The following is a 26,196-nucleotide window of genomic DNA, read 5'->3' on the forward strand; positions in this document are numbered from 1 at the left end:
GCACTGGCTGCCCATTAGCGCCCCCACAAGCCGCACACGAGCCGCATTTAGCCGCCCTAGCCGCCCTCTAGCCCCCTGTATCCGGCGGCGGATACCTGACGTCGATCACATCGATCGGCTGCGGCCCTGCGGGCGTATGCAGCGTCACCTGGTCGCCGATCCTGGCCTTCACCAACGCCCGCGCAACAGGCGAGATCCAGCTGACCCGCCCGTGGTCCAGATCGACCTCGTCGACACCGACGATCGTCACCGTGTGCACCTCGCCATCTTCGGTCGCATAGTCGACCGTCGCGCCAAAAAACACCTGATCGACGTTTTCCTGCTTGCTGCTATCGACCACCTCCGCCAGATCGAGGCGTTTGGTCAGAAAACGGATGCGCCGGTCGATTTCGCGCAGGCGCCGCTTCCCGTAGATATAGTCGCCGTTTTCGGACCGGTCGCCATTCGACGCCGCCCACGACACCAGCTTGACGACCTCCGGCCGCTCCTCATCGATCAGATGCAGCAGCTCATCGCGCAAGCGGCGATAGCCTGCGGGGGTGATGTAGTTTTTCGCGCCTGCGGGAATCGCGGGCTGCGCGGCGTCGAGATCGTCATCGTTCTCTTCGCTCGACTCTTTGACAAAGGCCTTGTTCATGATCTTCCATTGACTGCAGCAAACCCTGCCTAGCAAGGTTACACGATCACGACTATGAGACAAATCGCAGTTTGAGGCTTCCCTTTTCTCGGAGCTTTGCTATAATCCCGTTTCTGCGTGCGGCTGTAGCTCAGTTGGATAGAGTACTTGGCTACGAACCAAGGGGTCGTGGGTTCGAATCCTGCCAGCCGCACCACTTATTCGAGTGGCCTCCCTCCGGGGAGGCCCTTCCGTTTCACCCGGTATTATCGTTGTACCCGTTTAGCGTGCGGCTGTAGCTCAGTTGGATAGAGTACTTGGCTACGAACCAAGGGGTCGTGGGTTCGAATCCTGCCAGCCGCACCACCCATAAAGGGCCTTCCTCACGGAAGGCCCTTTGTCTTTGGCGTCGTACAAAGCGTCTACACAAGCGGCAAGCACACCGCCGGCCCTTGCCTCTCTACCGCTTCGGTGTCGTACATCCGAAGCCGCCTGCCCTCAACGGGGCTCCGACTGGATATCCCCAACTTCCCCATCCGGATTCGGACTCTCTTCGGCTGGAAACGCCCACATCTGCTCGCTGACCGGCGCCGCCCTCAGGCCGGCCAGCCCTTGGGATTGATGCAACACCTCATCCACCGTATCGCCGAAACGGCTCGCCACGAACGCACGCAGCAGTGCTTCGCGTAACGTGTCGCCGCGCCCCTCCACCGTTTTGTGGCCGCCCTCGAAGTCGGCAATGCAATGCGCCTGCTGCCGGTGCACCTGCTCGCGCACCTCGAGCCGCTGCGCACGCTCCAAGACGGTCGCGGCAGCCTCCCAGGAGCTCGAAGGCGTAAAGCGTCCATCCCACGGACGGCCGCGATCCTCGCCGCGTATCGCAACGGTTTCCCCGCTATCGGTAAAGTAGATTTCGCGCACGAAGTCGTGCAGGCTGCGGGCGACCCAATAGTCGAGCGCCATGCCGGTCAGGTCAGCTACGTTCATTGCGTTCCCCCTCAGAAGAGAGTGAGACCCGGACCGCACCGCAGTGTCAGGCTCGCGCCCGAACTCTGCCTGCCGCCCAGGAAGTACGCTCAGTAATCGGCCCGTTCGCGGTCGATACGCATCCCGCCGTCGTGACGGTGATGGCCTTCCTCGCTCGGCCGTTCGCGCGAGATGCGCATCACGTCCGGATTCGTGCGAACCCGGCGCATGACATTCGCGAGATGCACCCGGTCGCTCACCTGAATCACGAAGCGCAAGACGGTGGATTCCTGGGACAGGTCTTCGTCCATCGCGATGTGGACGATATTGGCGTCAGCGGAGGTGATATCCGCCGCCACACGTGCGAACACGCCCTTGGTATTCTTGACGAGCACCTTCACCGCCACGTCGAACAGACGTCCCGGCTGCGGCGCCCATGCCACGTCGATCCAGCGCCCCGGATCGCGCTTGTGGATACGCTGGGCGACCCGGCAGTCGGTGGTGTGGATGGCCATACCAAGGCCGATGCCGATGTAACCCATGATGTCGTCGCCCGGAATCGGCCGGCAGCAGGCCGATAGCTGCACGGACATCCCTTCGGTACCGGTAATCACCACCGGCGGCGCATGCGACGTGTGGCCCGACTCGGAGCGCGGACTGTCGTCATCGGCATCGCGGCCGCTCATCAGGACCTCGATGCGCTTGGCCATCACCGCCGCCACGCGCCGGCCGAGACCGATATCCGCGAAAATTTCCTGACGGCTCTTGTTGCCGGTCCACTGGACGAGTTTTTCCCAGACTTCCGGCGTCACGTCGGAGAGCGCGAGGCCGTAGCCCTTGAGCGCCTGGTCGACGAGACGCTCGCCCAGCTGCACCGACTCGTTCAAGCGCATCGTCTTCAGATAGTGACGAATGGCCGAACGCGCCTTGCCGCTTCGCACAAAGCCGAGCCAGGCCGGATTCGGTTTCGAATACGGCGCCGTGATGACTTCGACGATATCGCCGCTCTTCAACTCGGTGCGCAGCGGCAGCAGTTCGTTGTTGATCTTCACCGCGACGCACTGGTTGCCCAGGTCGCTGTGGATCGAATACGCAAAGTCGAGGGCAGTGGCGCCGCGCGGCAGCGCCATGATCTTCGACTTTGGCGTGAACACGTAGACCGCATCCGGAAACAGATCGATCTTCACGTGTTCGAGGAATTCGCTCGAATCGCCCGCTTCGCTCTGGATATCGAGCAGCGACTTGAGCCACTGATGCGCGCGCTTCTGCACGTCGTTCAGGTCGGCGCCGCCGTTCTTGTACAGCCAGTGCGCCGCCACGCCCGCTTCGGCGATCTCATGCATCTTGCGGGTACGCACCTGGAACTCGATCGGCGCGCCAAACGGGCCCACCAGCGTGGTGTGCAAGGACTGGTAGCCGTTCACCTTCGGAATGGCGATGTAGTCCTTGAACTTGCCTGGCACCGGCTTATAGAGCGCATGCAGCGCGCCGATGCAGGTGTAGCACTCCAGTGCGCTCTCGACGACCACGCGGAACCCGTAGACATCGAGCACCTGCGAAAACGACAACTGCTTGTCGCGCATCTTCTTGTAGATGCTGAAGATGGTCTTTTCGCGGCCAGTGACTTCGGCGTCGAGCTTCGCATCGGCAATCGCGCGCTGCACCGACTCCAGAATCTTGCCGACCACTTCGCGCCGGTTGCCGCGCGCCGCCTTGACGGCTTTTTCGAGCGTGGCATAACGGTGCGGGTTGAAGTTGGCGAAACTGAGGTCCTGCAGCTCGCGATAGGTATTGTTCAGACCTAAGCGGTGAGCGATCGGCGCGTAGATATCCAGCGTCTCGCGCGCAACGCGGCGGCGCTTTTCCGGCGGCACGGCACCGAGGGTGCGCATGTTGTGCAGACGGTCGGCGAGCTTCACCAGAATCACGCGCACGTCGCGCGCCATCGCGAGCAGCATCTTGCGGAAATTCTCCGCCTGCGCTTCCTCGCGATTGCGAAACTCCATTTTGTCCAGCTTGGACAAGCCGTCGACCAGTTCCGCGACCTTGGCGCCGAAGCGCTCGGCGAGTTCGGCCTTGGTCACGCCCTGGTCTTCCATTACGTCATGCAGCAGCGCTGCCATGATCGACTGGGCGTCGAGCTTCCAGCTGGCGCAGATCTCTGCGACGGCAACCGGGTGCGTGATGTAGGGCTCGCCGCTTTGGCGGTACTGCCCGAGGTGGGCTTCGTCGCTGAAGTGGAACGCCGCCTTGACTTCCTTGATCTCTTCCGGCGAAAGATAGCCGGACAGTGCGGTAGTCAGCTTGGCGATCGAAACGACGTCATGCCGGCGCGGCTGCTCCGGCGTGGCGGTCGGCCCGAACAGATGGCGAAACGACTGTTCGAGGACCGCGTCGATGTACTTGCGTGCAGAAGCCGGTGAGTCGCCTTCGTGGGCTTCGTGTTCCGCTTCCGTGACGGGGGGCGAGGGATTGGTGCTCATGTTCGCCTCCGTATCAGGTTGGACGCCGGTCTGCACGCGTGTGTGATTACATGGCTATCGAGAACGACTGAAGCGTACCTTAGACCGGTACCTTCTTCAGCATTTCGACGCCGACCTGGCCAGCCGCGATTTCGCGCAGCGCAACCACGGTGGGCTTGTCGCGGCTTTCAATCTTCGGCGTGTGGCCTTGTGCGAGCTGGCGTGCGCGATAAGTTGCGGCAAGCGCCAGTTCGAAACGATTCGGGATCTGTTTGAGACAGTCTTCGACGGTAATGCGGGCCATGTTGGGTTCCTTCTCAGTATGTTGCTTATTCTACCTTATGTGCTCGATACCTCGCCGCGATCACGCGTGCGGGAGGTGGATGCCGAGCTGCACAAAAAGGTCCGTGTGGCGTGCGTATTGGGAGGCGAAGCGCAGGCGCGTCGAGGCAACGAGGCACTGCAGCTCCGCCAGTGCGCGGTCGAAGTTCTCGTTGATCACCACGTACTCCGCTTCAGCCGAGTGCGCGATCTCGCTACCGGCTGCAAGCAGGCGGCGCGTGATCACGTTCGGCTCATCCTGGCCGCGCTTCTTCAAACGCTCTTCGAGCGCTTCGAGCGAGGGCGGCAAGATGAAGATTTCGACGGCATTGCGAAACTGCTTTTTCACCTGTTGCGCGCCCTGCCAGTCGATTTCGAGCAGCACGTCATGGCCGCTTTTCATCTGCTCTTCGATCCACAGACGCGAAGTCGCATAGTAGTTGCCATGCACTTCCGCGCTTTCGAGGAACTCGCCCTCGGCGTGGCGCTTCAGAAAATCGTCGACGCTCGTGAAGTGGTAATGCTCGCCGTCCTTCTCCTTGGGACGCGGCGGACGCGTCGTGTAGGAGATCGACAGGCGGATCGCTTCGTCGCGCGCAAGCAGCGCGTTGACGAGTGTCGATTTACCCGCGCCCGAAGGCGCGACCACCATGAACAGGTTGCCGGGATAAGCGCCGGCGTAGGGGTTGCGCGGTGCGCTGCTTTCGCGTGTGTGGTCGGTCATTGCAATCGTTATCCGAAAGTGGGCTCGAGGATTACTCCAGATTCTGTACCTGCTCGCGCATCTGTTCGATGAGCAGCTTCAGGGTCATCGACGAATCGGCCAGTTCCTTCGCGGCGGCCTTCGAGCCGAGCGTGTTCGCTTCGCGATTGAGTTCCTGCATCATGAAGTCGAGGCGCTTGCCGACCTTGCCACCCTTCTCGATCACGTGACGCGTTTCGTTCAGGTGGGCGGTGAGGCGCGACAGCTCTTCGGTGATGTCGATGCGGATGCCGTACATCGTCACTTCCTGACGGATACGTTCGGCGATTTCCTCGCGCGAAATGCTCGTCGTCACCGTATCCGGCGCGGCGATGCCGAGCGCCTCCTGAAGCCGCTCGACGATCTTCTGTTGATGTTTGGTGATCAGCTCCGGCACCAGCGGCGTGATTCTGGTGACGATCGTTTCCATCTCGGTGACGTTGGCGAGCAGCATCGTCGCCAGTTGTGCGCCTTCGCGAGCGCGCACGTCGATCAGATCGGTAATCGCCTGCTTGCCACATGCCAGCACCGCGTCGCGCAGCGCTTCTGCCGCGACACCGCTTTCGGCCAGCACACCCGGCCAGCGCAGGATTTCGCCGGTGCGCAGGCGGCCCGCTTCCGGGAATGCGCTCAGCACCGCGCGCTCGAGCAGCGCGAGTTGCGACAGCGCATCGTGATTGATCGCGCCGGCGTTGGCCGACTGTTCGCTGCGCTGCAGGTTGATACGAATATCTACCTTGCCGCGCGAGAGCTTGTTCATCAGCATTTCGCGCAGCGTCGGCTCGCAGACGCGCACGTCTTCGGGCATGCGGAAGTTCAGATCGAGGAAGCGTGAATTCACCGTGCGCAGTTCGACCGACACGCTCACGCCGCCATTGCCTGAGGTCGCCGCGAGTTCGCGCGTGGCGCTCGCATAACCAGTCATGCTGTAGATCATCATTTGTCTCGCGATAGAGACCATGCCGCTGAGGGGATGGCCTGAAGAGTCGAATCGCCCGGCGTGTACGAGACGCGGGGCGGGGAACCGGCATTATCCCATTTTTGGCGGAGCGCCCCGCCGTACGCGGCTTTGCCTCCCCTCGGCGCGTGCCGGAGCAGGCAAGACGCCGGGCCGCACTACGTGTCATGCCCCGCTCGCGCGCGAGGGCTCGCTCAGGGCTACGGTTAAGCCGCCCCGCACGATCAGCGGTAAAATCGACGTTTCCCTCCCGCCTTCCCTTCTCCCCACCAGACCCCGAACGATGAACAACACAACGAAACGCCCCAGCGGCCGCCGCGCCGACCAGCTGCGCGATGTGCGCATCACGCGCCACTATACGAAGCACGCGGAGGGCTCGGTGCTGGTCGAGTTTGGCGACACCAAGGTGATCTGCACGGCGAGCATTGCGGAAACGGTGCCCGGGTTCCTGCGCGATCGCGGCCAGGGTTGGCTCACGGCCGAGTACGGCATGCTGCCGCGCGCCACCAACACCCGCAACGACCGCGAAGCCGCACGCGGCAAGCAGACCGGCCGAACCCAGGAAATCCAGCGGCTGATCGGCCGGGCCCTGCGCTCGGTGTTCGATCTCGAGAAGCTCGGCCAGCGCACCCTGAATCTCGATTGCGACGTGATCCAGGCCGATGGCGGCACCCGCACGGCCAGCATCACCGGCGCCTTCGTCGCGGCCCATGACGCGGTCTCGAAGCTGCTCGCGAGCGGCAAAATCGAAACCTCGCCGATTACGGACTTCGTCGCGGCGATCTCGGTCGGCGTGTACAACGGCCTGCCGGTGCTCGATCTGGACTACGACGAAGACTCGAAGTGCGACACCGACATGAACGTCGTGATGACGGGCGCAGGCGGTTTCGTCGAAATCCAGGGCACGGCTGAAGGTACGCCGTTCTCGCGCGACGAAATGAACTCGCTGCTCGATCTCGCGCGCGACGGCATCAGCACGCTGGTGGCGAAACAGAAAGAAGCGCTGGGGTTGAAGGGTGAATGATCGTCAAAACGCCGGCGGCGCGGCTGCGGCAACGGTAGCGGCGAACGCTACGCCAGCGCCGCTCGGCAAGGTGGTGCTGGCCTCGAACAACGCGGGCAAGCTGCGCGAGTTCGCGGCATTGCTGGGCGCGGCCGGCATCGAACTGATTCCGCAAGGCACGCTCAACGTGCCCGAAGCGGAAGAGCCATATCCGACCTTTGTCGAAAACGCGCTGACGAAGGCGCGCCATGCGGCCAGGCTTACCGGCTTGCCGGCACTGGCCGACGATTCCGGACTCTGCGTGCGCGCGCTGCGCGGCGCACCCGGGGTCTACTCGGCGCGCTATGCGCAGCTTGCGGGCGGTCCGAAGAGCGACGCCGCCAACAATGCCCGCCTCGTCGAGCAACTGCAGGGTGAAGCCGACCGGCACGCGTATTACTTCTGCGTGCTGGCGCTCGTGCGCCATGCCGAAGACCCCGAGCCGCTGATCGCGGAAGGCCGCTGGCGCGGCGAGATCATCGACGCGCCGCGCGGTGCACATGGCTTTGGCTACGACCCGCACTTCTTCCTGCCCGAACTGAACGCAACGGCGGCCGAACTCGATCCGGCCGTGAAAAACACCAGCAGCCATCGGGCAATGGCGTTGCGGCAACTGCTGGCGCGTCTGAAGGAGGAAGCGTGATTCCCATTAAACCCGTCGGCCAAAGCGGCGCCGGGGTGATCCAGGCGTTCACCGCGCCGGGCAGCATCCATCTCACCTCGCTGCCGCCGCTGGCGCTGTACGTGCACTTTCCGTGGTGCGTGCGCAAATGCCCCTACTGCGATTTCAACTCGCACGAGTGGAAAGGCGATGCATTCCCCGAGAACGAGTATCTCGACGCCTTGCGCACCGACCTCGAACTCGCCTTGCCGCTCGTCTGGGGCCGTCAGGTGCATACCGTGTTTATCGGCGGCGGCACCCCTAGCCTGCTGTCGGCAGCGGGGCTCGACCGGCTGCTGTCGGACGTGCGCGCGCTCCTGCCGCTCGACGCGGACGCTGAAATCACCCTGGAAGCGAACCCCGGCACGTTCGAAGCGGACAAGTTCGCGCAATTTCGGGCAAGCGGCGTGAACCGGCTGTCGGTGGGCATCCAGAGTTTCAACGAGGCGCATCTGAAGGCGCTCGGCCGCATCCACGACTCGGCGCAGGCGCGCCATGCGGTGGAAGTGGCCGCCACCACCTTCGAGAACTTCAATCTCGACCTGATGTTCGGCCTGCCGCAGCAGACCCTCGCGGAGTGCGAGGCGGATATCGAAACGGCCTTGTCGTTCGCACCACCGCATCTGTCGCTGTATCACCTGACGCTCGAGCCGAACACGCTGTTTGCGAAATTCCCGCCGGCACTGCCGGACGACGATGCGTCCGCCGATATGCAGGACTGGATTCACGCGCGCACCGCGGCGGCCGGCTATGGACGCTATGAAGTGTCGGCGTACGCGCAGCCGCATCGGCAAAGCCAGCACAATCTCAACTACTGGCGCTTTGGCGACTACCTCGGCATCGGCGCTGGCGCGCACACGAAGCTGTCGTTTCCGAATCGGATCCTGCGACAGATGCGCTACAAGCATCCGACCACCTTCATCGAGCAGGCGAAAGCGGGGGCGCCGGTGCACGAAGAGCATGAAGTCGGCTCGCGCGATCTGCCGTTCGAGTTCATGTTGAACGCGTTGCGACTGGTGGAAGGGTTTCCCGTGCATCGCTTCATCGAGCGTACGGGCCTGTCGATGACGTCCATCGAACCGGCCTTGCAGGAAGCGGAACAACGCGGCCTGATCGTGCGCGATCACGAGAAGATTGCACCAACGCCGCTCGGGCAAGCCTTCCTCAACGATCTGCAGGCGCTATTCCTGAAAGACCCGCAGTAAGCGATTCCGCGTGGAGCGTCACGCGGACTTGCCGTGACGGGGCAATTTCAGGTTACAATTTCGGGCTTGGAGGTGTGGCCGAGCGGTTTAAGGCACCGGTCTTGAAAACCGGCGAAGGAGCAATCCTTCCGTGAGTTCGAATCTCACCGCCTCCGCCACCCCCTGCACAGTGCTGCTCTAAGCGCACCACACGTCTCGCGCAACGCGTCACGTCTACGTACTTCCCCGACTCAATTTTCGCTTAGCCCAGCCGATACCACAGTTACGAGTCTTGTCGGAACTCGTCTGGGAGCCAGACATGAAACTTCGCCACTTGATCACCCTGCTGTTCTCCCTCGCCATCGGTGCGGCGCCGGCCCTTGTCAACGCGTTGGCATCCACGGACCCGGATGCTGCTGCCCTGTTTGGCGGCACCAAGCTTACGACTGTCCAACAGACCAGCGGCACGGGCACAGCCGCGATGTCGACGGCGTCGGTCGGGTCGGAAGTGCTTCGCGGCGCTAGCGGCAACGTCGGCGTGAATGTCGCGGCGGGCGCACTGAACGCGCAAGCCAATCAGGTCGCGCTGGTCAGCTCGCCGGCCGCAGACGTCAATACGCTGCAGGACGCCCACGCCACGGGCTCGGTCAGCGGCCGCAGTACGGCGACGCTCGGTGCGGGCGCTCTGGCGCATGTGAGCGGCAATGTCGGTGTGAATATCGTCTCGGGTGTGGGCAACGTGCAGTCGAATGCGATGGTCATCCACTAAGACACGTCGCCAGGAAACATAGCCAGGGCACGACATGACACGAAACTAAAGGCGCGGAGGCGTCCGCATCGTTCGGCACGCATCGAAACATTCCGTCAGGGGACACCCTAGACTCGAAGTCCTACCACGACGACGGAAGCCGATCATGACCGAGGCGACGCAAGCCGAGATTCGCTACATCTACGACCAGTGGCACGAGAGCGTCGTGCGGCGCGATCTAGCGGGACTGATAGCGCTGTACGACGAAGAAGCAATCCTCGAAAGCCCGCTGATCCTCGCCACCTTGCCTGACCGGCAGAACGGCATTCTGCACGGCAAGGCCGAAATCACCCCCTTCTTCGCGGCCGGCCTGCGCGCCCCGCCGAATGATCTGGGCCGCTGGTACCGCACCGGCACTTTCTTCGCCAACGGCAAGCAACTCACCTGGGAATATCCACGGCAGACGCCGGAGGGCAACCAGGTGGATCTCGTTGAGATGATGGATATCGCCAGCGGCCTGATCGTTCATCATCGGGTCTACTGGGGCTGGGTCGGCTTCAGATCGCTTGCCGCCAGCCTCGCGACGCAGCGCTCCTGATATGACCCAGCTCACAAATAACTCGGCCATGGCGCGCCGGGTGCTGGCCGCAACCAGCATCAGCTACACGATCGTTCTGCTCGACGCATCGATCGTCAACGTTGCGCTCGAACAGATCGGCACCACGCTGCGCAGCAATGTCACGGGCTTGCAGTGGGTCGTCAACGCCTACACGCTGAGCTTCGCGAGTCTGCTGCTGAGCGGCGGCACGCTAGGCGACCGGCTCGGCGCGAAGAATGTCTACCTTGCCGGCCTCGCGCTGTTTGCGCTGGCATCGGCTCTATGCGGCATGGCGCCGAACCTCGCGACGCTCGCCAGCGCGCGCGCCCTGCAAGGTGTGGGCAGCGCGATGCTGGTGCCGTGCTCGCTGGCCCTGATCAATCGCGCCTTTCCCGACCCGGCCCGGCGAGCCGCGGCGGTCGGCGTGTGGATGGGCTGCGGCGGCATCGCGATGGCTTCCGGGCCGCTCGTGGGCGGCATCCTGATCCACGCGTTCGGCTGGCGCAGCATCTTCGCTGTCAATGTCCCGATCGCGCTGATCGGCGTTTGGCTAACGCGCTCGATCGGTCGTGACGGCCCGGCGCCGCGCCGTCATTTCGACCTCGCAGGCCAAGTTGCTGCGATTTTCGCGCTTGGCACGCTGATAGCGGTGCTGATCGAAGGCCCGAAAATCGGTTGGCGCTCGACGCCGATCATCTTTGGCATGGTGCTGTGCGTTACTGCGTGGGCGCTTTTCCTGGGTATCGAGAAACGCCGCTACGATCCGATGCTGCCGCTCTCGTTCTTCAGGAGTCCGCTGTTTTCGGCTTCGACTGCCGTTTCGATGGCGTCCGCGTTTGTATTTTATGGGCTGCTGTTTACGTTCAGCATCAGCTATCAGACCATCCGCGGCTTTTCAGCGCTCGAAACAGGCCTAGCGTTTCTGCCGATGACGGCGATGGTCGCCATCGGCGGGCTCGCCTCGCATCGTCTCGCGAAGCGTTACGGCTCCCGTCTCTCGATGTGCGCGGCGTTCGTGTTTTACGCGGCGGGTTCGCTCGGCATGCTGGCGGCGACGCCACATGTACCGTATTGGATGGCTGTGGCGCCGATGCTCGCGATTGGGCTGGCGTCGGGCTTCGTCTCGCCGACGGCGACTTCACCGGCAATGGGTACGGTCGAGAAACAACGTGGCGGCGTCGCGGCGGCGGTGCTCAATTCCGCCCGCCAGACAGGCGCCGCGTTGGGTGTGGCGATCTTTGGCGGCTTCATGAGCGCCGTCCACCCCTTCGAAACGGCCATGCACATCGCACTCGAAACCGCTGCCGCGGTGGCACTGGTCGCCGCGCTCGTCTGGTGGAGGGCCGCACGCGATTTCGGCGCAGCGAGCGCTCCTGCGCATCTCGTCACGAACGGTAATAGCTGTAATATTGGCTGAAATCCAATATGCATCACACCCGTCTACACTGGGGTAGCCTCATTCCCCATGAGGTTGTTGTGTGAATCTCAGCTTGGCCCGCCCCGACCCGGCGGGCCTTTTTACTAGCGCCGCGCCGAACCTGCGCCGGCGAGTTCACGCAGCGAAAACCACCTGCTTCTCTCGCGCATCTGCGCAACGGCGATTCAAATCGCGGTGCATCGCCTGACTGTCGAGCAAGGCCGACACATCGGACAGTCCCTGGTCGAAACGCAAGACGTATTCGATATCGGTGTAATCGTGATACGCGCCGCTATCGGCCAGCTTGCGTGCTTCGGCGATGGCGGCGTGCTGCCGCTCGCTTTTGGTCAAATCTCTGATCGCCATGATTGCCGCTCCGAGGAACAGTGTCTCCATCATAGCAACGCTGTGTGTGTTGCAAGGTAGCGCGCGCGCAACACCTGGGATTTTCCGCTACGTCTTCGCCGCTCGAAGAGGCGCGTGCGTTCGAACGGCTGCATTCGTCAGACATACGGTGAACGTAAGCATCTGTAAATAGGGCTCGCCCCCATTGTCGCGGTGCACACAGTGCAGCCGGGCTGCAGAGCGGATAGGCGTGATTCGATGCGTAATGCACGGTCACACGACGGGGCGAACGCACTCGGCCCTACCCGTCTCCAACCTATAGAACAGGAGGACAATCCATCATGCTAAAAATTCTTGCCTTGATCGCACTTGCCGCCAGCCTTGGTGGCTGCGTTGTCGCACCGACGCCGTACGGCTACGCGCCTTACCCAGCCTATGGCTACTATGCAGCCCCCGCGGTGAATGTGGGAGTTGGGTTTGGCGGCGGATGGGGCGGTGGTTGGCACCGTTAAGCGCACGCGCATCGTTGCGCATGAGGCGGGGCGCGATGCGGCTAAAGCACGCCGGTGGAGAGGCTTAAACCGCACAAAAGAATGCCCGCGCGAAGCGGGCAAATAAAGACCTTCCACCGATGCCTCCTTTGGGAGAGGCAATTGCAGTGTAGAGCGATTCGAACGCTCTGGGGTTGCAGCAATGTTTCGTTCAATTACACGCGGGGGATCTCTGTCGCCCCATAAGCCGCGCCCAAAAGCAACGCGGCTGCCGTCGGAAACGGCAGCCGCGTACAGGTGAAGCCAAGCTCGCGACGCTCAATACGCGCCGGGCGGCGGTGGAGGCGGCGAACCCGGGGGCGGCGGCGGCGCAGTCACATAACCGCCACCACCGGAGGACTGCATGGTGCGCATGCGGCCCTGCACCGGAATCCGGTCGCCGGATGCATACATACATTGCAGGTAGGCATAGTCGTAGCGGCGTTGAACGTCGTACGCTGAACTTTGCGCGGCCCCGGCACCGAACACGCTGCCAGCCAGCAGGCCAGCACCTGCACCAACGGCAGCGCCGCTACCGCCGTTGAACGCCGCGCCAGCCGCCGCACCCAGCGCCGTGCCCACAGCCGCGCTACCCAGCGCGCTGGCGGTCGCCGCCTGGTTGGTCGAAACCCCACCCACCTGCTGGAACGCAAACTGGCGGCACGAGTTATCGTCAGCGCGAAACTGATCGAAGGTTTTACCGGTGCCGGGCAGCGCCATCACGCTAGGACCGGCCGGCATGACCGAGCAGGCGCCGAGAAAGCTCAATGATGCGATAAGAGCAAACCTTGAATATTTCATTTCCTTCTCTTTGCGGTAACGCGATTCTAGTTTGAAGGCGACTGCGACTGCTGCGCCGGCACGGGGCGCCAGCCCGACGAGCACGACTTCACATACGGGTAGTAGGTTCTCGAGTCGTCGCAGTAGTACCAGGTGCCGCCACCCTGTTGCCCGGCCGCCTGCGCCGGAGCCGGGGCCGCATCAGGCTGGCCTTGCTCCACGTACTCCTGTTGCTGCGCTGGAACCGGCACCGGCACGGCCACAGCCGGCGGATACGGGTAGTAATAGGGCACCGGGCCCCACGGGTAGTAGTAACCCCCGCCCCCGATGTACACCCCAACATGTGCTGCATGCGCCATGCCGCTCGCACAAACCATCGCGGCGGCGGACAAGCCGAGCAAAATCTTCACCCTTTTCACAACTATTCTCCACGACGTAAATCGGCATCTAAAAGTGGCACCTACATGGTGTCCCACAGTACTACTGAACGCTATGCCACTCTAAGCCGCAATACAATTACTTAAGAGCACAAGATTTTTTCTGCCCGTTACACCGAAATATTTCAGTCACGAATGGCAGCAGGGACGAGCGGGTGAGCCGGCTGCCAAACGCGTCGGGCGTAGTTATTGGAGCCGGCCGCCGTCCAGATGGAGGCGCTGCAGCAATTCGCGGCCGCGCCGAGTCAATTGGACGGTCAAGCCCTGCCGGTCGTGCGAGCGCACTTCCACCAGTTCATAGCGGCGCAACGCGAGAACGTCAGGATCGCGTTCTTCCAGATGCCGTCCGGTGTCCCGGAGCAACATAAGCGTCGCGAGTTCGTGATGGCTCAACATCTGACACCTCCGTTGGTCGATGCATGGGCGATGTCGAGATACTAGTGATTAGCGCCAATCCTTTGGCTACGGTCTTGTTTCGCGCGGTTACGCGGTTACATTTTCATGGGCTGCAAGCGCGAAAGGGGCCAGCTTTCGCGCCAACGGCGCCGGGCATGCCTAGCCGGCCTGATCCAGCGTGCGGCTTCCGGCCAGCACCCATGCGCGTGCGATACGCTGCGCCTCCACTTCGTAAATCATCAGCATGTCGATCTGGCCGGGGCCCTCGGGAAAGGTCCGGGTCACCTGTTCGTGATCCACCACCCGGTTGCCCATCACCATGCGGTTGAGCAGCCTGGCGTGCAGGTTCGGCTCCTGCAGACGCACGGCCATCCGTTCGCGCACCGCGGCCTGGCCACTGGCAAGCAAGGTAGCGGGATGCTCGAACAACTGGGCATCGTCGGCATAGGTGGCGATCAGCGCGTCGAGGTCGCGCGCGTTATAGGCGTCCAGTTGACGCTGCACGACAGCTTCAGGCGAAAGTGGCATGAGGGATTCGGGAGAAAGTTAAAGCAAGCGATAGTAAGCCAGTTCGCTCGCGAGCGCTTCCGTGCCGACGAACCGGTAACCATGCAATCCGGCCTCGAGCGCGCCCGCGACATTCGCCTCGACGTCGTCGATAAAGAAGGTCTTGTCGGGCGCCGTACCGAGGTGTGAGACACAACGCCGGTACAGTTCGGGCGAAGGCTTGGCAACACCGAAAGACGCCGAGGCATACACCTGCGCGCCAAATACTTCGGCAACCGGGGGGCATAGGTAATGGATGTAATCGGCCAGCAGGCGGCAGTTGTTGGTGAGCACGGCGACCCGATGGCGGCCCGCCACCGCCCTGGCGAGGGCAATCACTTCGGCATCCGGGGTCATGGCCGCGCGCCGCGCGTCGAGCCAGTCGTTGAGCGTGAGCGGATAGCCGAGCAGCACGCCGAGTTCGTCGAGATAGTCGGCGTCGCCAACCAGGCCTGCGTCGGCACGCCCTTCGAGACCCGAGTCCCAGATGGCCTGGCGGACCGTCTGCGCGTCGCGGCCAACCACCGCCGCGATATGGGCGATACGCGCCGAACGATCGTAGCGGCACAGCACGTCGTCAAGGTCGAACAGCACGAGTGAGACGGGGGCAGTCATGGCGTCGTTCGAAGGGTGGATCGCACAAGTCGATGCTCCTCGCGATTCTGACAGAGACGGCAGGGCGTGACCATCCACGCCGGTCAATAGCAGCCAGGATGGCGGAAGCGGACGTGTGCCGTTCAGTCGTTGTCCGGCGGCGGGAGATCGAGGCGACTGCTTCGCCTCCCGCCGCCCGGCTGCGAAACCGCTCAAACAAGCTGCGTCTGGGCAGGGGCAGGCTCCTCAATGAACCCTTGCGCGCGCAGATACGTCAGATAGAGGCGAATCAGGCTGCGGTAATCGAAGCTCAGATCGACCCCGTACTTCGCCAGCTCCGCCAACGTGCCGGTCTGCTCCACCGGCAGCGGCCTCGCTGACAGGTCCCCAATGTAGAAGTCGCGAATCAGCGCCAGGCCATTCGCGGGATCCACGTCGGCGAGGCGCCGCTGCCACTGCTCCGGCGCTTCCCGTCGCAAGCGGAAACCGGCCTGCGCGAATGCATCGAACCACTGATCTACGGCGAGCTTTTCCGGATTGCTCAAATTCGCCACCCGCAAGCCATCACGGGGATGGAGCGCCAGTGCCGTCACCGCCTCTGCAAGCCGGTCGACCGGCATCATCTCGATCTGCTGGCCCGTGCCGGGATAGGCACCCAACTGGATACAACCCTTGTTGTAAAGCCAGAAGTGATTGTGCGCGTAGTTGCTGTAGCCGCTGCGGCTGTCGCCGGTGATATTGCCTGCGCGCGCAATCACCGCTGACAGTCCGAAGCGCCGCGCACATTCGGCGACGCGCTGTTCGCCGACCCACTTGCTCAGCAGGTAGCCGTTATCCCGTTGCGGCAGCGCCCCGCTCACCCGCTCCTCGATCCACCTCGCGCCGCTCAGCGTCTCAGGCACGGACATGGTCGAGACGAAGCACAGCGGCTTGTGCCGCCCTGTTAGCGCAAGACGCAGCAGCGCCTCGGTGCCGCCTACATTCGCCTGCTTCATTTCGGCGTAGCTGTGCAGGTGATGCACGAACGCGCCGCAGTGCAGAATTGCCTCGACGCTATCGGCAAGCCTACGCCACGCGGCTGAATCCAGACCGAGAGCCGTGGCGGCGAGATCGGCCGGAATCACCTCCACGCGGGAGAAGTCGATCTTCAGACCGGCCTCGGCTGCTTTCTTCACTAATATTTCCAGCCCCGCGGCAGCCTGGTCGCAGCGCTGCAAGCAATAAACCTTGTCCACCTGCTGGCTCAATTCATGCAGCAGGTAAATGCCGAGAAATCCACTTGCGCCGGTCAGCAGCACCGCGCGCGGCGACACCGTGTGCGTCGCCCGCGTGAGTTCGGCGAGCGGCGGCGCCAGATCACTGATGGCGATTGGCGTCGCCGCGTCGTTGATCGCAAGTCCGATCATGTCCTGATGCTGCTCGGCGGCAAGCGCGGCAATGGTGGGTGACCGATAGAAACTCGCCATGTGGAAATCGAGGCCAAGCGCTTTGCGCACTTCGGCCTGCATCCGCACCGCAAGAATCGAATTGCCGCCGAGGCGAAAAAAGCTGTCGTCCCGGCCAATGCCGCGCACCTGCAGGAGTGCCTCCCAGATGTCGGCGACACCACGCTCGATGCCGGCGTGCGGCGGCGCGCCGCCGCAACGCGGGGCCGGCGCAGGCAAGGCCTTGCGATCGAGCTTGCCGTTAGCCGACGCAGGGATGGCATCGAGCTGCATGAAAAATGCCGGCACCATGTACTCGGGCAACCGCGCCTGCGCGTGCTCGCGCAGCGCCGCTTCAGCGACGTTGGCGTCCGGTTTTGCCACGTAGTACGCGGCCAGGTAGCGCTGCTCACCGTCGCCCCACACGGCGCACGCGGCGTGCTCCACGCCCGGCGCTGCCGCCACGCAGCTCTCGATTTCACCCAGCTCGATGCGAAAGCCGCGCAGCTTGACCTGCGCGTCGTTGCGGCCGAAGTATTCGAGTGTGCCGTCAGGCAGGAAGCGGCCGAGATCGCCGGTCCGGTACATCAAGGCATAAGGCGTCCGGCTGAACGGATCGACGATGAAGCGCTCCATCGTCATCGCCGACTGGTTCACATAACCGCGAGCAAGATTCTCGCCGCCGATATAGATTTCGCCCACCGTGCCGGGCGGCGCGAGTTGCTGTTGCCCATTCAGGACATACAGACAGTAGCCAGGCAACGGCTTGCCGATAATGCGGCTCGGACCACCCGGCAACACCTGGCCGCACGATGCCATGACCGTCGTCTCGGTGGGACCGTACAAGCTGAACAAGCGGGTGTGCGCGGCCCACCACGCGGCGCTCGCTTCGTCGAGCGTATCGCCGCCGAAACCCAACAGCCGCAGATCGGGAAGGGCTTCGCGCGGCAGGTTTTGCACCACGACCGGCGCGAGCGACGCGTGCGTAACGCGCGCGTCCTTGAGCAGGCGATGCATCAGCAGCGGATCGCGGCGCGCCTCTTCCGGCAGCACCACCAGCGTGCCGCCGTGCAGCAGCGCAAGAAAGATGTCTAGGACACTCGCATCGAAATTGGTCGACGCGGCAAGCGTGCTGATGCTGCCCGGCCCATACTCGAGCGCGACACTTGCACCAGCCGTCATCCTGACCACGCTATGGTGTTCGACCATCACCCCCTTCGGCTGGCCGGTCGAACCCGAGGTGTGAATCACATACGCGAGCGCGTCCGGTACGACCGGGGCGAGCCGCACCGGATCGGCCTGAGCCAGCGCCGCGGGGTCCAGGTAGCGCAACTGGGTAAGTCCCGCGGAGGCGAGCGCGTCGCGACTGGGCGGATCTGCGAGAACGGTAGCAACCGAGCAATTGCTCGCGAAGTAGCGCAGCCGCTCCGCTGGATACGCGGGGTCGAGAGGGACGTACGCGCAACCCGCCTTCAGGATGCCAAGCACGCTTGCGACGAGCAGCGTGCCCTTCTGCATGCTCAGACCGACGCGCGTGCCAGCCGGCACGCATGCCGCAAGGCCAGTGGCAATCCTGTGACTGAGTGCGTCGAGCTCGCCATAGCTCAGTCGCTGATCGCCGCAGCGCACTGCGATCTGGGTAGCGTGTGCGGCCACGACCCGGGCAAAGCGCACCGGGATCGACATCGGTGCATCCGGTACCGGCGCGCCGCGCGAAAACGCTAGACATTGCGCATGTTGGCGCTCGCTCAGATAGCGCAGCTCGCCGGCCTGCGCAGCGGGATTCTGGCAGACCGCCTCGAACAAGGTCTGGAACGCCTCGGCCATCCGTTCGACCGACGCTGCGCCAAGCGCCGAGCTATCGTATTCGATCCGGCCTTCGAGGCCGCCGTCCGGCCGCATATAGTAGATCGCGCAGAGGTCCGCCTTCGAGCTCAGCGACGGCAACTCCCGCGCCTTGTACGGCGCACCGCCGATCCGTCCGTCGAGCTCGAGGCCGCTCTGCAGGCTAAAAATCGTGTTCAGTGCGCCAAGCCGCGGATTATCCGTGTCGTAAGGGGACGCTAGCAGATGGTCCTGGTCGTCGAGCATCTGGCGCTGGACCGCGCGCGCGAGATCGGCGAAGGACTGGCGAGTCCGGATGTCCTGCACCAGCACCGCCATCGACACAAACATCCCATAGATGCTTTCGCTCCCCGCCACGAGACGACCGGCCGAAGGATACGCGCAAGCAAGCTGCGCCTGGCCGCTGATTCGCCAGAGCCATAGCAGATGCAGCGCAAACAACACAGGTGGCAAGGTCATGCCGGACGCCTCGGCGAACTGCTTGAGACGCTGCACCTGCGCCGGCCTGACAGGTAACGCGAGCGAGCGGTTCGCGTTGTCGGCGCGATGCAGCCTGTCGAACGGCAGTTCGACGCGCAACGTGGCGTGCTCCAGCTTGCAGGTCCAATACTCGCGAGCGGTAGCGAACTGGACCGACGCGGCCAGTTGCGGAGCCCACTGGCAATAGTCGAACCACGACAGCCGGTTTGGCACTGCCGTATGGCCGTCATAGCGCAGCGCGAGTTCGTCGAGCAGCAGCTTCAGCGACCAGCCGTCGAAAATGGCATGGTGGATGCAAAACAGCAGCGTCGTGCTGCCGTGTTGCGGGCAGAGCAACAACTCCGCCCTCCACAGCGGCGCACACTCTAGCGGCAAAGCTGTCTCACGCAGCACATCGGCACGCGCCGCAATGGCTTGCGCGTCGCAGCTCGCAATGCTGATCTGCGGCGTCGCCACAGCCGACGCAAAAAGCAGCAGTTCCCCGTCGCATTCGGCAAATTGCGCACGAAACACCGGATCGGCGGCGAGCACGTTCGTCAGCGCCTGGTGCAAGCGTAGCGGGTGCGTTTCGCAACTGAAGTCGACCCGCACCACAATGGTGTAGGCACAGTCGTTCGGTTTGCTGACTGAGCGGCTGTGAATCATCCGCACAAGGCGGCTTGCAACCGGCACGGGCTTAACATCTCCAGCAGCACCCGCAGCTACCGGGACAAGCGGCGGCAACCCGGCCTCGCTCGGGCTAGCGTCGCGTAGCCGCGCGCAGAACGCATCGAAGAGCGGATCTTCGAACAGCGCCTTGACCTGAACCTGCGCATGGAGCGCCGAACTCAGACGATGGCACGCCAGCATCGCCAGCAGAGAATGGCCGCCCATCTGGAAGAAATGACTGTCCCCGGCAATGCTGTCTACCGGCACTTCGAGTATCTCCGCCCAGATCGCGCGCACCGTTTGTTCGAACTCGTCGAATTCACGCGTGCTGCTGTCGAGGGGAGCGGTTTGCGGCGGCGGCAAGCGCGTGCGGTCGATCTTGCCGTTCAGGTTCAGCGGCAACGCGGCAACCGGGATCAGAAAGGACGGCACCATGTAATGCGCGAGGCGGCTCGCCAGGCGGCGGCGCAACGCGGCAGGATTCAGGGCGTCGCCAACATACCAGGCAACCAGCGCCGTGCCGCCCTGCCGCTCACAGGTGCCGACATACGCCGCACGCACTTCCGGCTGTTCGACGATGCTCGACTCGATTTCGCCAAGCTCGATCCGGTAGCCTCTGATCTTGACCTGGAAGTCGTTGCGGCCGAGAAACTCGAGCTCGCCATCCGGGAGAAAGCGCCCGAGGTCGCCGGATCGATAGAGCCGTCCGGCGCCGAATGGATTGGGCTGGAATTTCTGCTCGCTCAACTCGACGCGCCGCAGGTAGCCGCGCGCCACCGACGCCCCGCCAATGCAGATCTCGCCGACGCCGCCGAGCGGCGCAACCTGCCCCGTTTCGTCCAGCAGGTGAATCTGATAGCCCGGCAAGGGGCGCCCGAGTTGATTGGCCAGCTTGTGCCAGCCGAAGGTATTTTCGGTCGCCATCACGGTGGTTTCGGTCGGGCCGTAGATGTTCGACAGGCGCAACAGCTTCGACCAGAAGCGAATCGTCTCGTCATCGCTCGCTTCGCCGCCGCACAGGACGCTGGTCAGGTCCGGCAGCGCACGGCGCGGCAACAGTTTGAGGATGGCCGGCGGCAGGAAGGCGTGGGTGATGCGCCGTGCTTCCAGAAATCCGAACAGCGCCTCGGCGTCCGCACGCACCTCCTCTGGAGCCACGATCAGGTGGCCGCCGTGCGTGAGCGGATTGAAGATCTCCACCACGCTGGCGTCGAAGTTGACCGACGCGAATTGCAGCCAGCGCGTACCCGGGCCAGTCTCGTAGCGGCCCGCGAGCGAGGCGACGAAATGAGCCAGCATGCCCCGCTCGATCACCACACCCTTGGGCTGGCCGGTGGTGCCCGACGTGTAGATCACGTAGGCGATATGTGTCGCTGCGGCAATCGGCAAGCGCGCAGCTCGCGCGCTCGCTGGGCTTACCGGGCTGCTTTGGGTTCCGGCGTCCGCCAGCAGGTCGTCGAGCACCAGAACCGGGCAGCGAACAACAGCCGCGATCCGTGCGTGGGTCGCATCGTCGACGATCACCGCGCTCAGTTGCGCATCGTCCGCGATGTAGTGCAGCCGTTCGTCGGGCATGTGCGGATCGAGCGGCAAATACCCGGCCCCGGCCTCCAGCACGCCGAGCATCGCGGGGACGATCCTGGCGCCACGCGACACGCAAATGCCGATCAGCGCATCCGGCGCCGCCACCGGCGCGACACCGGCCGCCATCCGGCGCGCCGCGTCCGCCAGTTGCGCGTAACTGTAGACCGCATCCGGTCCGCTGACTGCGGGGCTCGTTCCGTGCAGGCCCACGGATTCGGCAAACAGCTCGAGGACATCACGCGCAGGTGCGGCCATCGGACCGCCGTCGGACCATCCGCACCCCCGCTCATGCAGCGCAGGCGTGTACAGGTCGAGCCCATTGATCTTCTGCTCGAGACTGTCGCCAATGCGCGTCAGCAGTGCGAGGTAGTGCTCGAAGGCAAGGCCCAATCCATCCAGCTCCTGCGGATGGCGGCTATGGACATGAAACGAAATCTGCTCACGCACATCCAGATACACCGCCATGTCGTGCTGCGCGGCGCGCCGCGAAAACGGCACCAGCAACGACGCATCCAACGAACCCAGTCGTAGCGCATCGTACGGCAGCGTATCGGCTTCGCAGAGCACGTTGGTCGGACTGGCGAAACCCGGCACGCGGCGCTCCATCTCGCGCAGGACCTCAAGGGCTGGAATCTCAGCGTGGAAATCGGCCATCTCGAAGCGTGCCGCTGCGTGCCGTAAGAATTGCCGCAAGGTCATCGCATCGTCGAACTCGCTCTTGAGGATGCGCGAGCGCTCATCGTAGCCAACGCCGTCGCGGCCCTGCATGCGGCCACGCTGATGATAAGCGGTCAGGATCGTCGAGGTACCCGCAAGGCGCTTCAACAAGACATGAAAGGACAACAGCAGCAAGACTTCGGGCGCCATGCCGAGCGCCGCGGCCTCACGACGCAATGCGTGACTGGCGTGCGCGTCGAGATGCCGCGTAAAGCTGCTTCCGGCGAGATCGTTTTCATGGCGAGGCGCATGCCACTCGAATGACGATTCGCCGATCTGGCCGATCCAGAAATCGAGGTCGGCTTGCAAGCGCTCGCAGGCCAGCAGCGACTGCTCGGCATCGAGCAGGCCCTGCTGATCGATGCCGAGCTCCGGCCCAAGGCTATCCCCGTTGTACGCGGATGACAGCGCTTCAAACAAGGGTTTGAGGGAAAAGCGATCAAGCAATGCCGCGTGACAGGCGAACACGAGATAGCTTCCTTTGCCCGCGCGCAACAGCGTGAAAGACCAGGGCACGCCCGTGTCCATGCGGAAATTGCGCGCACACAATCCTTCGATCAGCGAATGCGCGGCGAAATCGTCATGCTCGTCGAGGTCGATGACTTTCAGCTCGGTGTGCGATTGTGGTTCGACGATGAAGCGCGTGCCGCGTTCGGATTCGATGGTCCGGCAGCGCAGCGGCTGACAGTGCGCCACGATCTGCGCAATGGCGGCGCCGAGCCGCGCCGTATCGGGATGTCCGTCGAGCTGGTAGACGGCGCAGCGGTTGTGAGCGGCGTCGCTGCTCGCCAGCATGCGGGCCTGGGTCTGGGTCAAGGCGAAGGACTGGAGTTCCAAACGTATACCTCGGTGTCTGTGTTGAGCATCCTGGATCGACGCGCACGGTGTTCTGCTGCGTCGGCCGATTGACACCGGAAACGTTATTGATACAAGACACGCGTCTCAATAAGACCACTCTTAGAAGTCCTTTTATTTCTGTGCGGCCGATAGACAAGTCATTGCAGCGCGTCGTACGGCAAGCGCTTAGCTAGCATTCGAATGCCGGCACAGCGCAGACGGAAAGCCGAAAGAAAGTATCAACCGGGCGCGTCCGAAGTGGCCGGCAAAAATCTCAGAGCGACCACACCCATCGTTTTCCCCTGGTGCTATCCGACGTCCGGCATACGACCGTTACGCAAGCCACACTACAGGGCCAACTCGGATTGAAACCTGGCCGGATTTGACTACCATGAAACTACATCCTGCTACCGAGCGGAGCCTGCGATGCCTACCTGCACACGCCACCTTCGCAGCATCACCTCACACACCGCGCGCGACGCTTCGTGGCCATCGCGCGCACGCGGTGCAGCTCTCGCGCTAGCGATTGCGGCAGCAGCGGCCGGTTGCACCATCACGCCGCCTGAGCGACCGGTGCTGATTACGCCACCGGCCGCCGTGAACAGCGCATCGCTCGATCAATACCGCATCGCAGTCGCACGGCGCATCCTCGATCGCAATCCGTCGTATGTGCTGCAAGGCACGTTACAGCCGATGCTGCGCTCGCTGGTAGTGGTCTCGTTCACCGTCGACCGCGATGGCCAGGTAATCCAGTCCGCGGTGTACCGCACCAATGGCGACGACGAAGCCGAAGGCACCGCGCTCGCGACACTGCGTCGTGCGGCGCCGCTGCCGCAGCCGCCTGCCAAGCTGCTCAACACACGCGGCCAGGTGGAGTTATTCGAGGATTGGCTGTTCAACGACAACGGCAAGTTCCAGCTCCGCGAGTTCGCCTCGCCGCAAGCTCAGAACATCGAGTGAAGCGCCGCAAGCTATAATTTTCCGATCCCTTCGCCGGCCCGTCCGGCATGGCTGTCGCCGCCTGCTCACCCGTGGGCGCCGCACCGCCTGTCCCTCGCGTCGCCGCGCCACCCGCGCGCTGTGCAGCGCGCTGTCCGGCCATTCGCGCCGGCACTGCCGCAGCGCTCCCGCTGGTCTTTCCCTGGCTTAGCCGGAGCCGGCACGCCGGCCATCGCCGGTCGTTGTAAGCTATCGCATCGTTGTCCGTGTAACGTCCTGCCGGCGCAGGCCGTCTAGCCGCGGCGCATACGAATCCAAACAAAAGACGCCGTGTCCGCACGCCGCCCACCAGGCGCGCCGCGCAGCGTCACGCAACAGGAGACCTTGAATGTCCACTTCGCCGATTTCCGCGACCCGGCCCGACGCGGCCGGTCAAAACAGCACCAGACGGATCATCTTTGCGAGCTTCATCGGCACCGCGATCGAGTTCTACGATTTCTACGTCTATGCGACTGCCGCCGCGCTCGTCATCGGACCGGTATTCTTCCCGCATGGCTCGGCGACTGCGCAGGCGCTATCCGCCTTCGTCACCTTCGGCATTGCGTTCGTCGCGCGACCGATCGGCTCGTTCCTGTTCGGCCATTTCGGCGACCGTATCGGCCGCAAGTCGACTCTCGTGGCCTCGTTGCTGGTGATGGGCCTCTCGACCACGTTGATCGGCTTCGTGCCCGGCTACAACTCGATCGGCAGCCTGGCTCCAATCCTGCTGTGCATCTTGCGTTTCGGCCAGGGGATCGGCCTTGGCGGCGAGTGGGGCGGCGCGGCGCTGCTCGCCACCGAGAACGCCCCGGCCGGCAAGCGCGGCTGGTTCGGCATGTTCCCGCAACTCGGACCGTCGATTGGCTTTCTGGCCTCCAACGGCCTCTTCTTCGGCCTCGCACTATCGCTCTCCGATGAACAGTTTCGCAGTTGGGGCTGGCGCGTGCCGTTCATCGTCAGCGCGGTGCTCGTCGCGCTCGGTCTGTACGTGCGCCTGAAGATCGCTGAGACACCAGCGTTTCGCGCGGCCATCGAACGCAAGGAGCGCGTCGCCGTGCCGATCGCCACGCTGCTCGCGCAGCACGGCTGGCCGACCCTGCTGGGCGCCCTCGCGATGGTGGTGTGCTACACGCTGTTCTATAACGCGACGACATTTTCGCTGTCGTACGGCGTCTCGGTGCTGCACATTCCGCGGCAGAGCTTCCTTGGCCTGCTGTGCATCGCGGTGCTGTTCATGGCGCTCGCCACGCCGCTGTCCGCCTGGGCGAGCGACCGCTACGGCCGCAAGCCGGTGCTGATCGCCGGCATCATCGCGGCGATCCTGTCGGGCTTCACGATGGCGCCGCTGCTCGGCAGCGGCTCGATGCCGCTCGTGCTGCTGTTCCTCGTGATCGAACTGTTCCTGATGGGCGTGACTTTTGCACCGATGGGCGCGCTGCTGCCGGAACTGTTCCCGACTCACGTGCGCTATACCGGTGCAGGCGTGTCGTACAACCTGGGCGGCATTCTCGGCGCGTCGGTGGCGCCGTACATTGCTCAGGTGCTGGCTGCTCACGGCGGGCTGACGTGGGTCGGCGCGTATGTCTCGATTGCCGCGGCAGTCAGTCTGCTGGGTGTGCTGTGCATGCGCGAGACGCGCGACGCGCACCTGATGTAAGCGCGCTTGCGGCGCTCGCTGTCCGCCATGCGCGGGCAGCGCAGCGCGCATTTTCTCGCGCACTTCCCCCTTGCGGCCACCTCGTGCCCACCTGGTGAGTTCCCTGTCTTGCACGCCTTTTTGGCGCGCCTATACTCGGGCCAGATACTCGTCGCGGACCCAAAGAAATACTCGGCCCGCTACCCGAAAAGCCAGGAGGCCACCATGCGGCTTTATCTCCAGAACTCAGACGTCGTGATGATCATTGCGCTGGCACTGCTGTGTTCGCTGCTGCTGGCCATCCGCTTCCGCCCTGCGAGCTGGAAAGCCATCGTGCTGGAAGCGCTCGCTGCGAATGCGGCCGCCATCGTCGCGGTGGTCGCGTTCGAGATGATGCTGAGCTAGCTCCAACCCAACGCTTGGCCGAACGCCTGCTCGCTATGCAGGCGAGCGTCGCATGTCCGGCACATACCGGGCATGCGACGGCGTCACCTGCTGCCGGCTTTTCAGCCCTTCCCTCCCATGCCACTGCATGCAATGCATGCGCGACTCCCCCGTTTATCAGTAGTAGTAGCCGTGGTGGTAATAGCCCCCGCCGTAATACCCCGGCGCCGGTGCGACTACGCAACCTCCCAGCGCAGCAGCCAGCAGCGCGCCCGCAATCAAAGTCATCGTCAAGCGTTTCAAGTCGCGTTTCACGTCGT

24 protein-coding genes and 3 tRNA genes are annotated in these 26,196 nt (G+C 63.6%); 13 read left to right on the top strand and 14 right to left on the bottom strand.

What is annotated here, in order from left to right:
* Window positions 1–67 precede the first annotated feature (67 nt).
* Window positions 68–637 (bottom strand): transcription elongation factor GreB, encoded by a 570-nt coding sequence (gene greB / locus BLQ92_RS12090; protein ID WP_090684636.1) that lies wholly within the window; start codon window positions 635–637, stop codon window positions 68–70.
* Between the two features lie 119 nt (window positions 638–756).
* Between greB and BLQ92_RS12095 the strand changes: the two genes are divergently transcribed.
* Together BLQ92_RS12095 and BLQ92_RS12100 are read left to right on the top strand one after the other, a co-directional pair.
* Window positions 757–833, top strand: a tRNA-Arg gene (locus BLQ92_RS12095).
* 72 nt (window positions 834–905) lie between these two features.
* A tRNA-Arg gene (locus BLQ92_RS12100) sits at window positions 906–982 on the top strand.
* Between the two features lie 132 nt (window positions 983–1,114).
* On the opposite strand, the gene BLQ92_RS12105 is transcribed toward BLQ92_RS12100, so the two are convergent.
* The 5 genes from BLQ92_RS12105 to BLQ92_RS12125 form a co-directional block, all read right to left on the bottom strand.
* Window positions 1,115–1,603: a phage protein NinX family protein gene (locus BLQ92_RS12105; protein ID WP_090684638.1), complete on the bottom strand. Its 489-nt coding sequence runs from the start codon at window positions 1,601–1,603 to the stop codon at window positions 1,115–1,117.
* A gap of 89 nt (window positions 1,604–1,692) precedes the next feature.
* On the bottom strand, window positions 1,693–4,065 hold the full coding sequence (locus tag BLQ92_RS12110) for a RelA/SpoT family protein (protein WP_090684640.1): 2,373 nt from the start codon (window positions 4,063–4,065) through the stop codon (window positions 1,693–1,695).
* A gap of 79 nt (window positions 4,066–4,144) precedes the next feature.
* The gene (rpoZ, locus tag BLQ92_RS12115; RefSeq protein WP_006025620.1) at window positions 4,145–4,348 is read right to left on the bottom strand and encodes a DNA-directed RNA polymerase subunit omega; all 204 of its coding nucleotides are present in this window, start codon (window positions 4,346–4,348) and stop codon (window positions 4,145–4,147) included.
* 60 nt (window positions 4,349–4,408) lie between these two features.
* Window positions 4,409–5,089 carry a guanylate kinase gene (gmk, locus tag BLQ92_RS12120; RefSeq protein WP_090684642.1) on the bottom strand — a complete coding sequence of 227 codons (681 nt, stop codon included), beginning with the start codon at window positions 5,087–5,089 and terminating at the stop codon, window positions 4,409–4,411.
* Between the two features lie 31 nt (window positions 5,090–5,120).
* Window positions 5,121–6,044 (bottom strand): YicC/YloC family endoribonuclease, encoded by a 924-nt coding sequence (locus tag BLQ92_RS12125; protein ID WP_090684862.1) that lies wholly within the window; start codon window positions 6,042–6,044, stop codon window positions 5,121–5,123.
* A 304-nt stretch (window positions 6,045–6,348) separates the two neighbouring features.
* Here BLQ92_RS12125 and rph point away from each other — a divergent pair, with 304 nt between their 5' ends.
* The 7 genes from rph (at window position 6,349) to BLQ92_RS12160 (ending at window position 11,715) form a co-directional block, all read left to right on the top strand.
* Complete coding sequence (gene rph, locus BLQ92_RS12130; RefSeq protein ID WP_090684645.1) at window positions 6,349–7,089, top strand: ribonuclease PH; 741 nt, start codon at window positions 6,349–6,351, stop codon at window positions 7,087–7,089.
* 70 nt (window positions 7,090–7,159) lie between these two features.
* Window positions 7,160–7,750 carry an RdgB/HAM1 family non-canonical purine NTP pyrophosphatase gene (gene rdgB, locus BLQ92_RS12135; protein ID WP_244106191.1) on the top strand — a complete coding sequence of 197 codons (591 nt, stop codon included), beginning with the start codon at window positions 7,160–7,162 and terminating at the stop codon, window positions 7,748–7,750.
* Window positions 7,751–7,755: 5 nt separating this feature from the next.
* Window positions 7,756–8,973: a radical SAM family heme chaperone HemW gene (gene hemW, locus BLQ92_RS12140; RefSeq protein ID WP_090684863.1), complete on the top strand. Its 1,218-nt coding sequence runs from the start codon at window positions 7,756–7,758 to the stop codon at window positions 8,971–8,973.
* Window positions 8,974–9,041: 68 nt separating this feature from the next.
* Window positions 9,042–9,131 (top strand) — tRNA-Ser (locus BLQ92_RS12145).
* A gap of 140 nt (window positions 9,132–9,271) precedes the next feature.
* The gene (locus BLQ92_RS12150; RefSeq protein ID WP_090684650.1) at window positions 9,272–9,721 is read left to right on the top strand and encodes a hypothetical protein; all 450 of its coding nucleotides are present in this window, start codon (window positions 9,272–9,274) and stop codon (window positions 9,719–9,721) included.
* Window positions 9,722–9,866: 145 nt separating this feature from the next.
* Window positions 9,867–10,298: a nuclear transport factor 2 family protein gene (locus tag BLQ92_RS12155; RefSeq protein ID WP_090684653.1), complete on the top strand. Its 432-nt coding sequence runs from the start codon at window positions 9,867–9,869 to the stop codon at window positions 10,296–10,298.
* A 1-nt stretch (window position 10,299) separates the two neighbouring features.
* Complete coding sequence (locus BLQ92_RS12160; protein ID WP_090684656.1) at window positions 10,300–11,715, top strand: MFS transporter; 1,416 nt, start codon at window positions 10,300–10,302, stop codon at window positions 11,713–11,715.
* Window positions 11,716–11,850: 135 nt separating this feature from the next.
* On the opposite strand, the gene BLQ92_RS12165 is transcribed toward BLQ92_RS12160, so the two are convergent.
* Window positions 11,851–12,081, bottom strand: a complete 231-nt coding sequence (locus BLQ92_RS12165) for a hypothetical protein (protein WP_090684659.1) — start codon at window positions 12,079–12,081, stop codon at window positions 11,851–11,853.
* Between the two features lie 320 nt (window positions 12,082–12,401).
* On the opposite strand from BLQ92_RS12165, the gene BLQ92_RS39955 reads away from it, so the two are divergent.
* Window positions 12,402–12,572, top strand: a complete 171-nt coding sequence (locus BLQ92_RS39955; RefSeq protein WP_175772269.1) for a hypothetical protein — start codon at window positions 12,402–12,404, stop codon at window positions 12,570–12,572.
* Between the two features lie 297 nt (window positions 12,573–12,869).
* Here the strand turns inward: BLQ92_RS39955 and BLQ92_RS12170 are convergent, their stop codons facing one another.
* The 6 genes from BLQ92_RS12170 to BLQ92_RS12195 form a co-directional block, all read right to left on the bottom strand.
* On the bottom strand, window positions 12,870–13,391 hold the full coding sequence (locus BLQ92_RS12170; RefSeq protein WP_090684662.1) for a hypothetical protein: 522 nt from the start codon (window positions 13,389–13,391) through the stop codon (window positions 12,870–12,872).
* Between the two features lie 26 nt (window positions 13,392–13,417).
* Window positions 13,418–13,789 carry a hypothetical protein gene (locus BLQ92_RS12175; RefSeq protein WP_090684665.1) on the bottom strand — a complete coding sequence of 124 codons (372 nt, stop codon included), beginning with the start codon at window positions 13,787–13,789 and terminating at the stop codon, window positions 13,418–13,420.
* A 204-nt stretch (window positions 13,790–13,993) separates the two neighbouring features.
* Window positions 13,994–14,203 carry a hypothetical protein gene (locus BLQ92_RS12180; protein ID WP_090684667.1) on the bottom strand — a complete coding sequence of 70 codons (210 nt, stop codon included), beginning with the start codon at window positions 14,201–14,203 and terminating at the stop codon, window positions 13,994–13,996.
* Window positions 14,204–14,362: 159 nt separating this feature from the next.
* A complete protein-coding gene (locus BLQ92_RS12185; protein ID WP_090684669.1) occupies window positions 14,363–14,731 on the bottom strand; it encodes a nuclear transport factor 2 family protein in 369 nt (122 codons plus the stop codon).
* 18 nt (window positions 14,732–14,749) lie between these two features.
* Window positions 14,750–15,364: an HAD family hydrolase gene (locus BLQ92_RS12190; protein ID WP_090684671.1), complete on the bottom strand. Its 615-nt coding sequence runs from the start codon at window positions 15,362–15,364 to the stop codon at window positions 14,750–14,752.
* Between the two features lie 191 nt (window positions 15,365–15,555).
* A complete protein-coding gene (locus BLQ92_RS12195) occupies window positions 15,556–22,878 on the bottom strand; it encodes a non-ribosomal peptide synthetase (protein ID WP_090684673.1) in 7,323 nt (2,440 codons plus the stop codon).
* A gap of 426 nt (window positions 22,879–23,304) precedes the next feature.
* Here BLQ92_RS12195 and BLQ92_RS12200 point away from each other — a divergent pair, with 426 nt between their 5' ends.
* The 3 genes from BLQ92_RS12200 to BLQ92_RS12210 all read left to right on the top strand — a co-directional run bounded on the left by BLQ92_RS12200 (window position 23,305) and on the right by BLQ92_RS12210 (window position 25,897).
* Window positions 23,305–23,838 carry an energy transducer TonB family protein gene (locus tag BLQ92_RS12200; protein WP_090684676.1) on the top strand — a complete coding sequence of 178 codons (534 nt, stop codon included), beginning with the start codon at window positions 23,305–23,307 and terminating at the stop codon, window positions 23,836–23,838.
* Between the two features lie 367 nt (window positions 23,839–24,205).
* Window positions 24,206–25,513, top strand: a complete 1,308-nt coding sequence (locus BLQ92_RS12205; RefSeq protein WP_090684679.1) for an MFS transporter — start codon at window positions 24,206–24,208, stop codon at window positions 25,511–25,513.
* A gap of 204 nt (window positions 25,514–25,717) precedes the next feature.
* Entirely contained in the window at window positions 25,718–25,897 is a 180-nt protein-coding gene (locus BLQ92_RS12210) for a hypothetical protein (RefSeq protein ID WP_090684681.1), read from the top strand.
* Window positions 25,898–26,053: 156 nt separating this feature from the next.
* Here the strand turns inward: BLQ92_RS12210 and BLQ92_RS39960 are convergent, their stop codons facing one another.
* Window positions 26,054–26,191, bottom strand: coding sequence for a hypothetical protein (locus BLQ92_RS39960; RefSeq protein WP_175772264.1), 138 nt, complete (start codon window positions 26,189–26,191; stop codon window positions 26,054–26,056).
* Window positions 26,192–26,196: the final 5 nt, after the last annotated feature.

The sequence above is a fragment of the Paraburkholderia phenazinium genome (genome assembly GCF_900100735.1).
GTDB lineage: Bacteria > Pseudomonadota > Gammaproteobacteria > Burkholderiales > Burkholderiaceae > Paraburkholderia > Paraburkholderia phenazinia.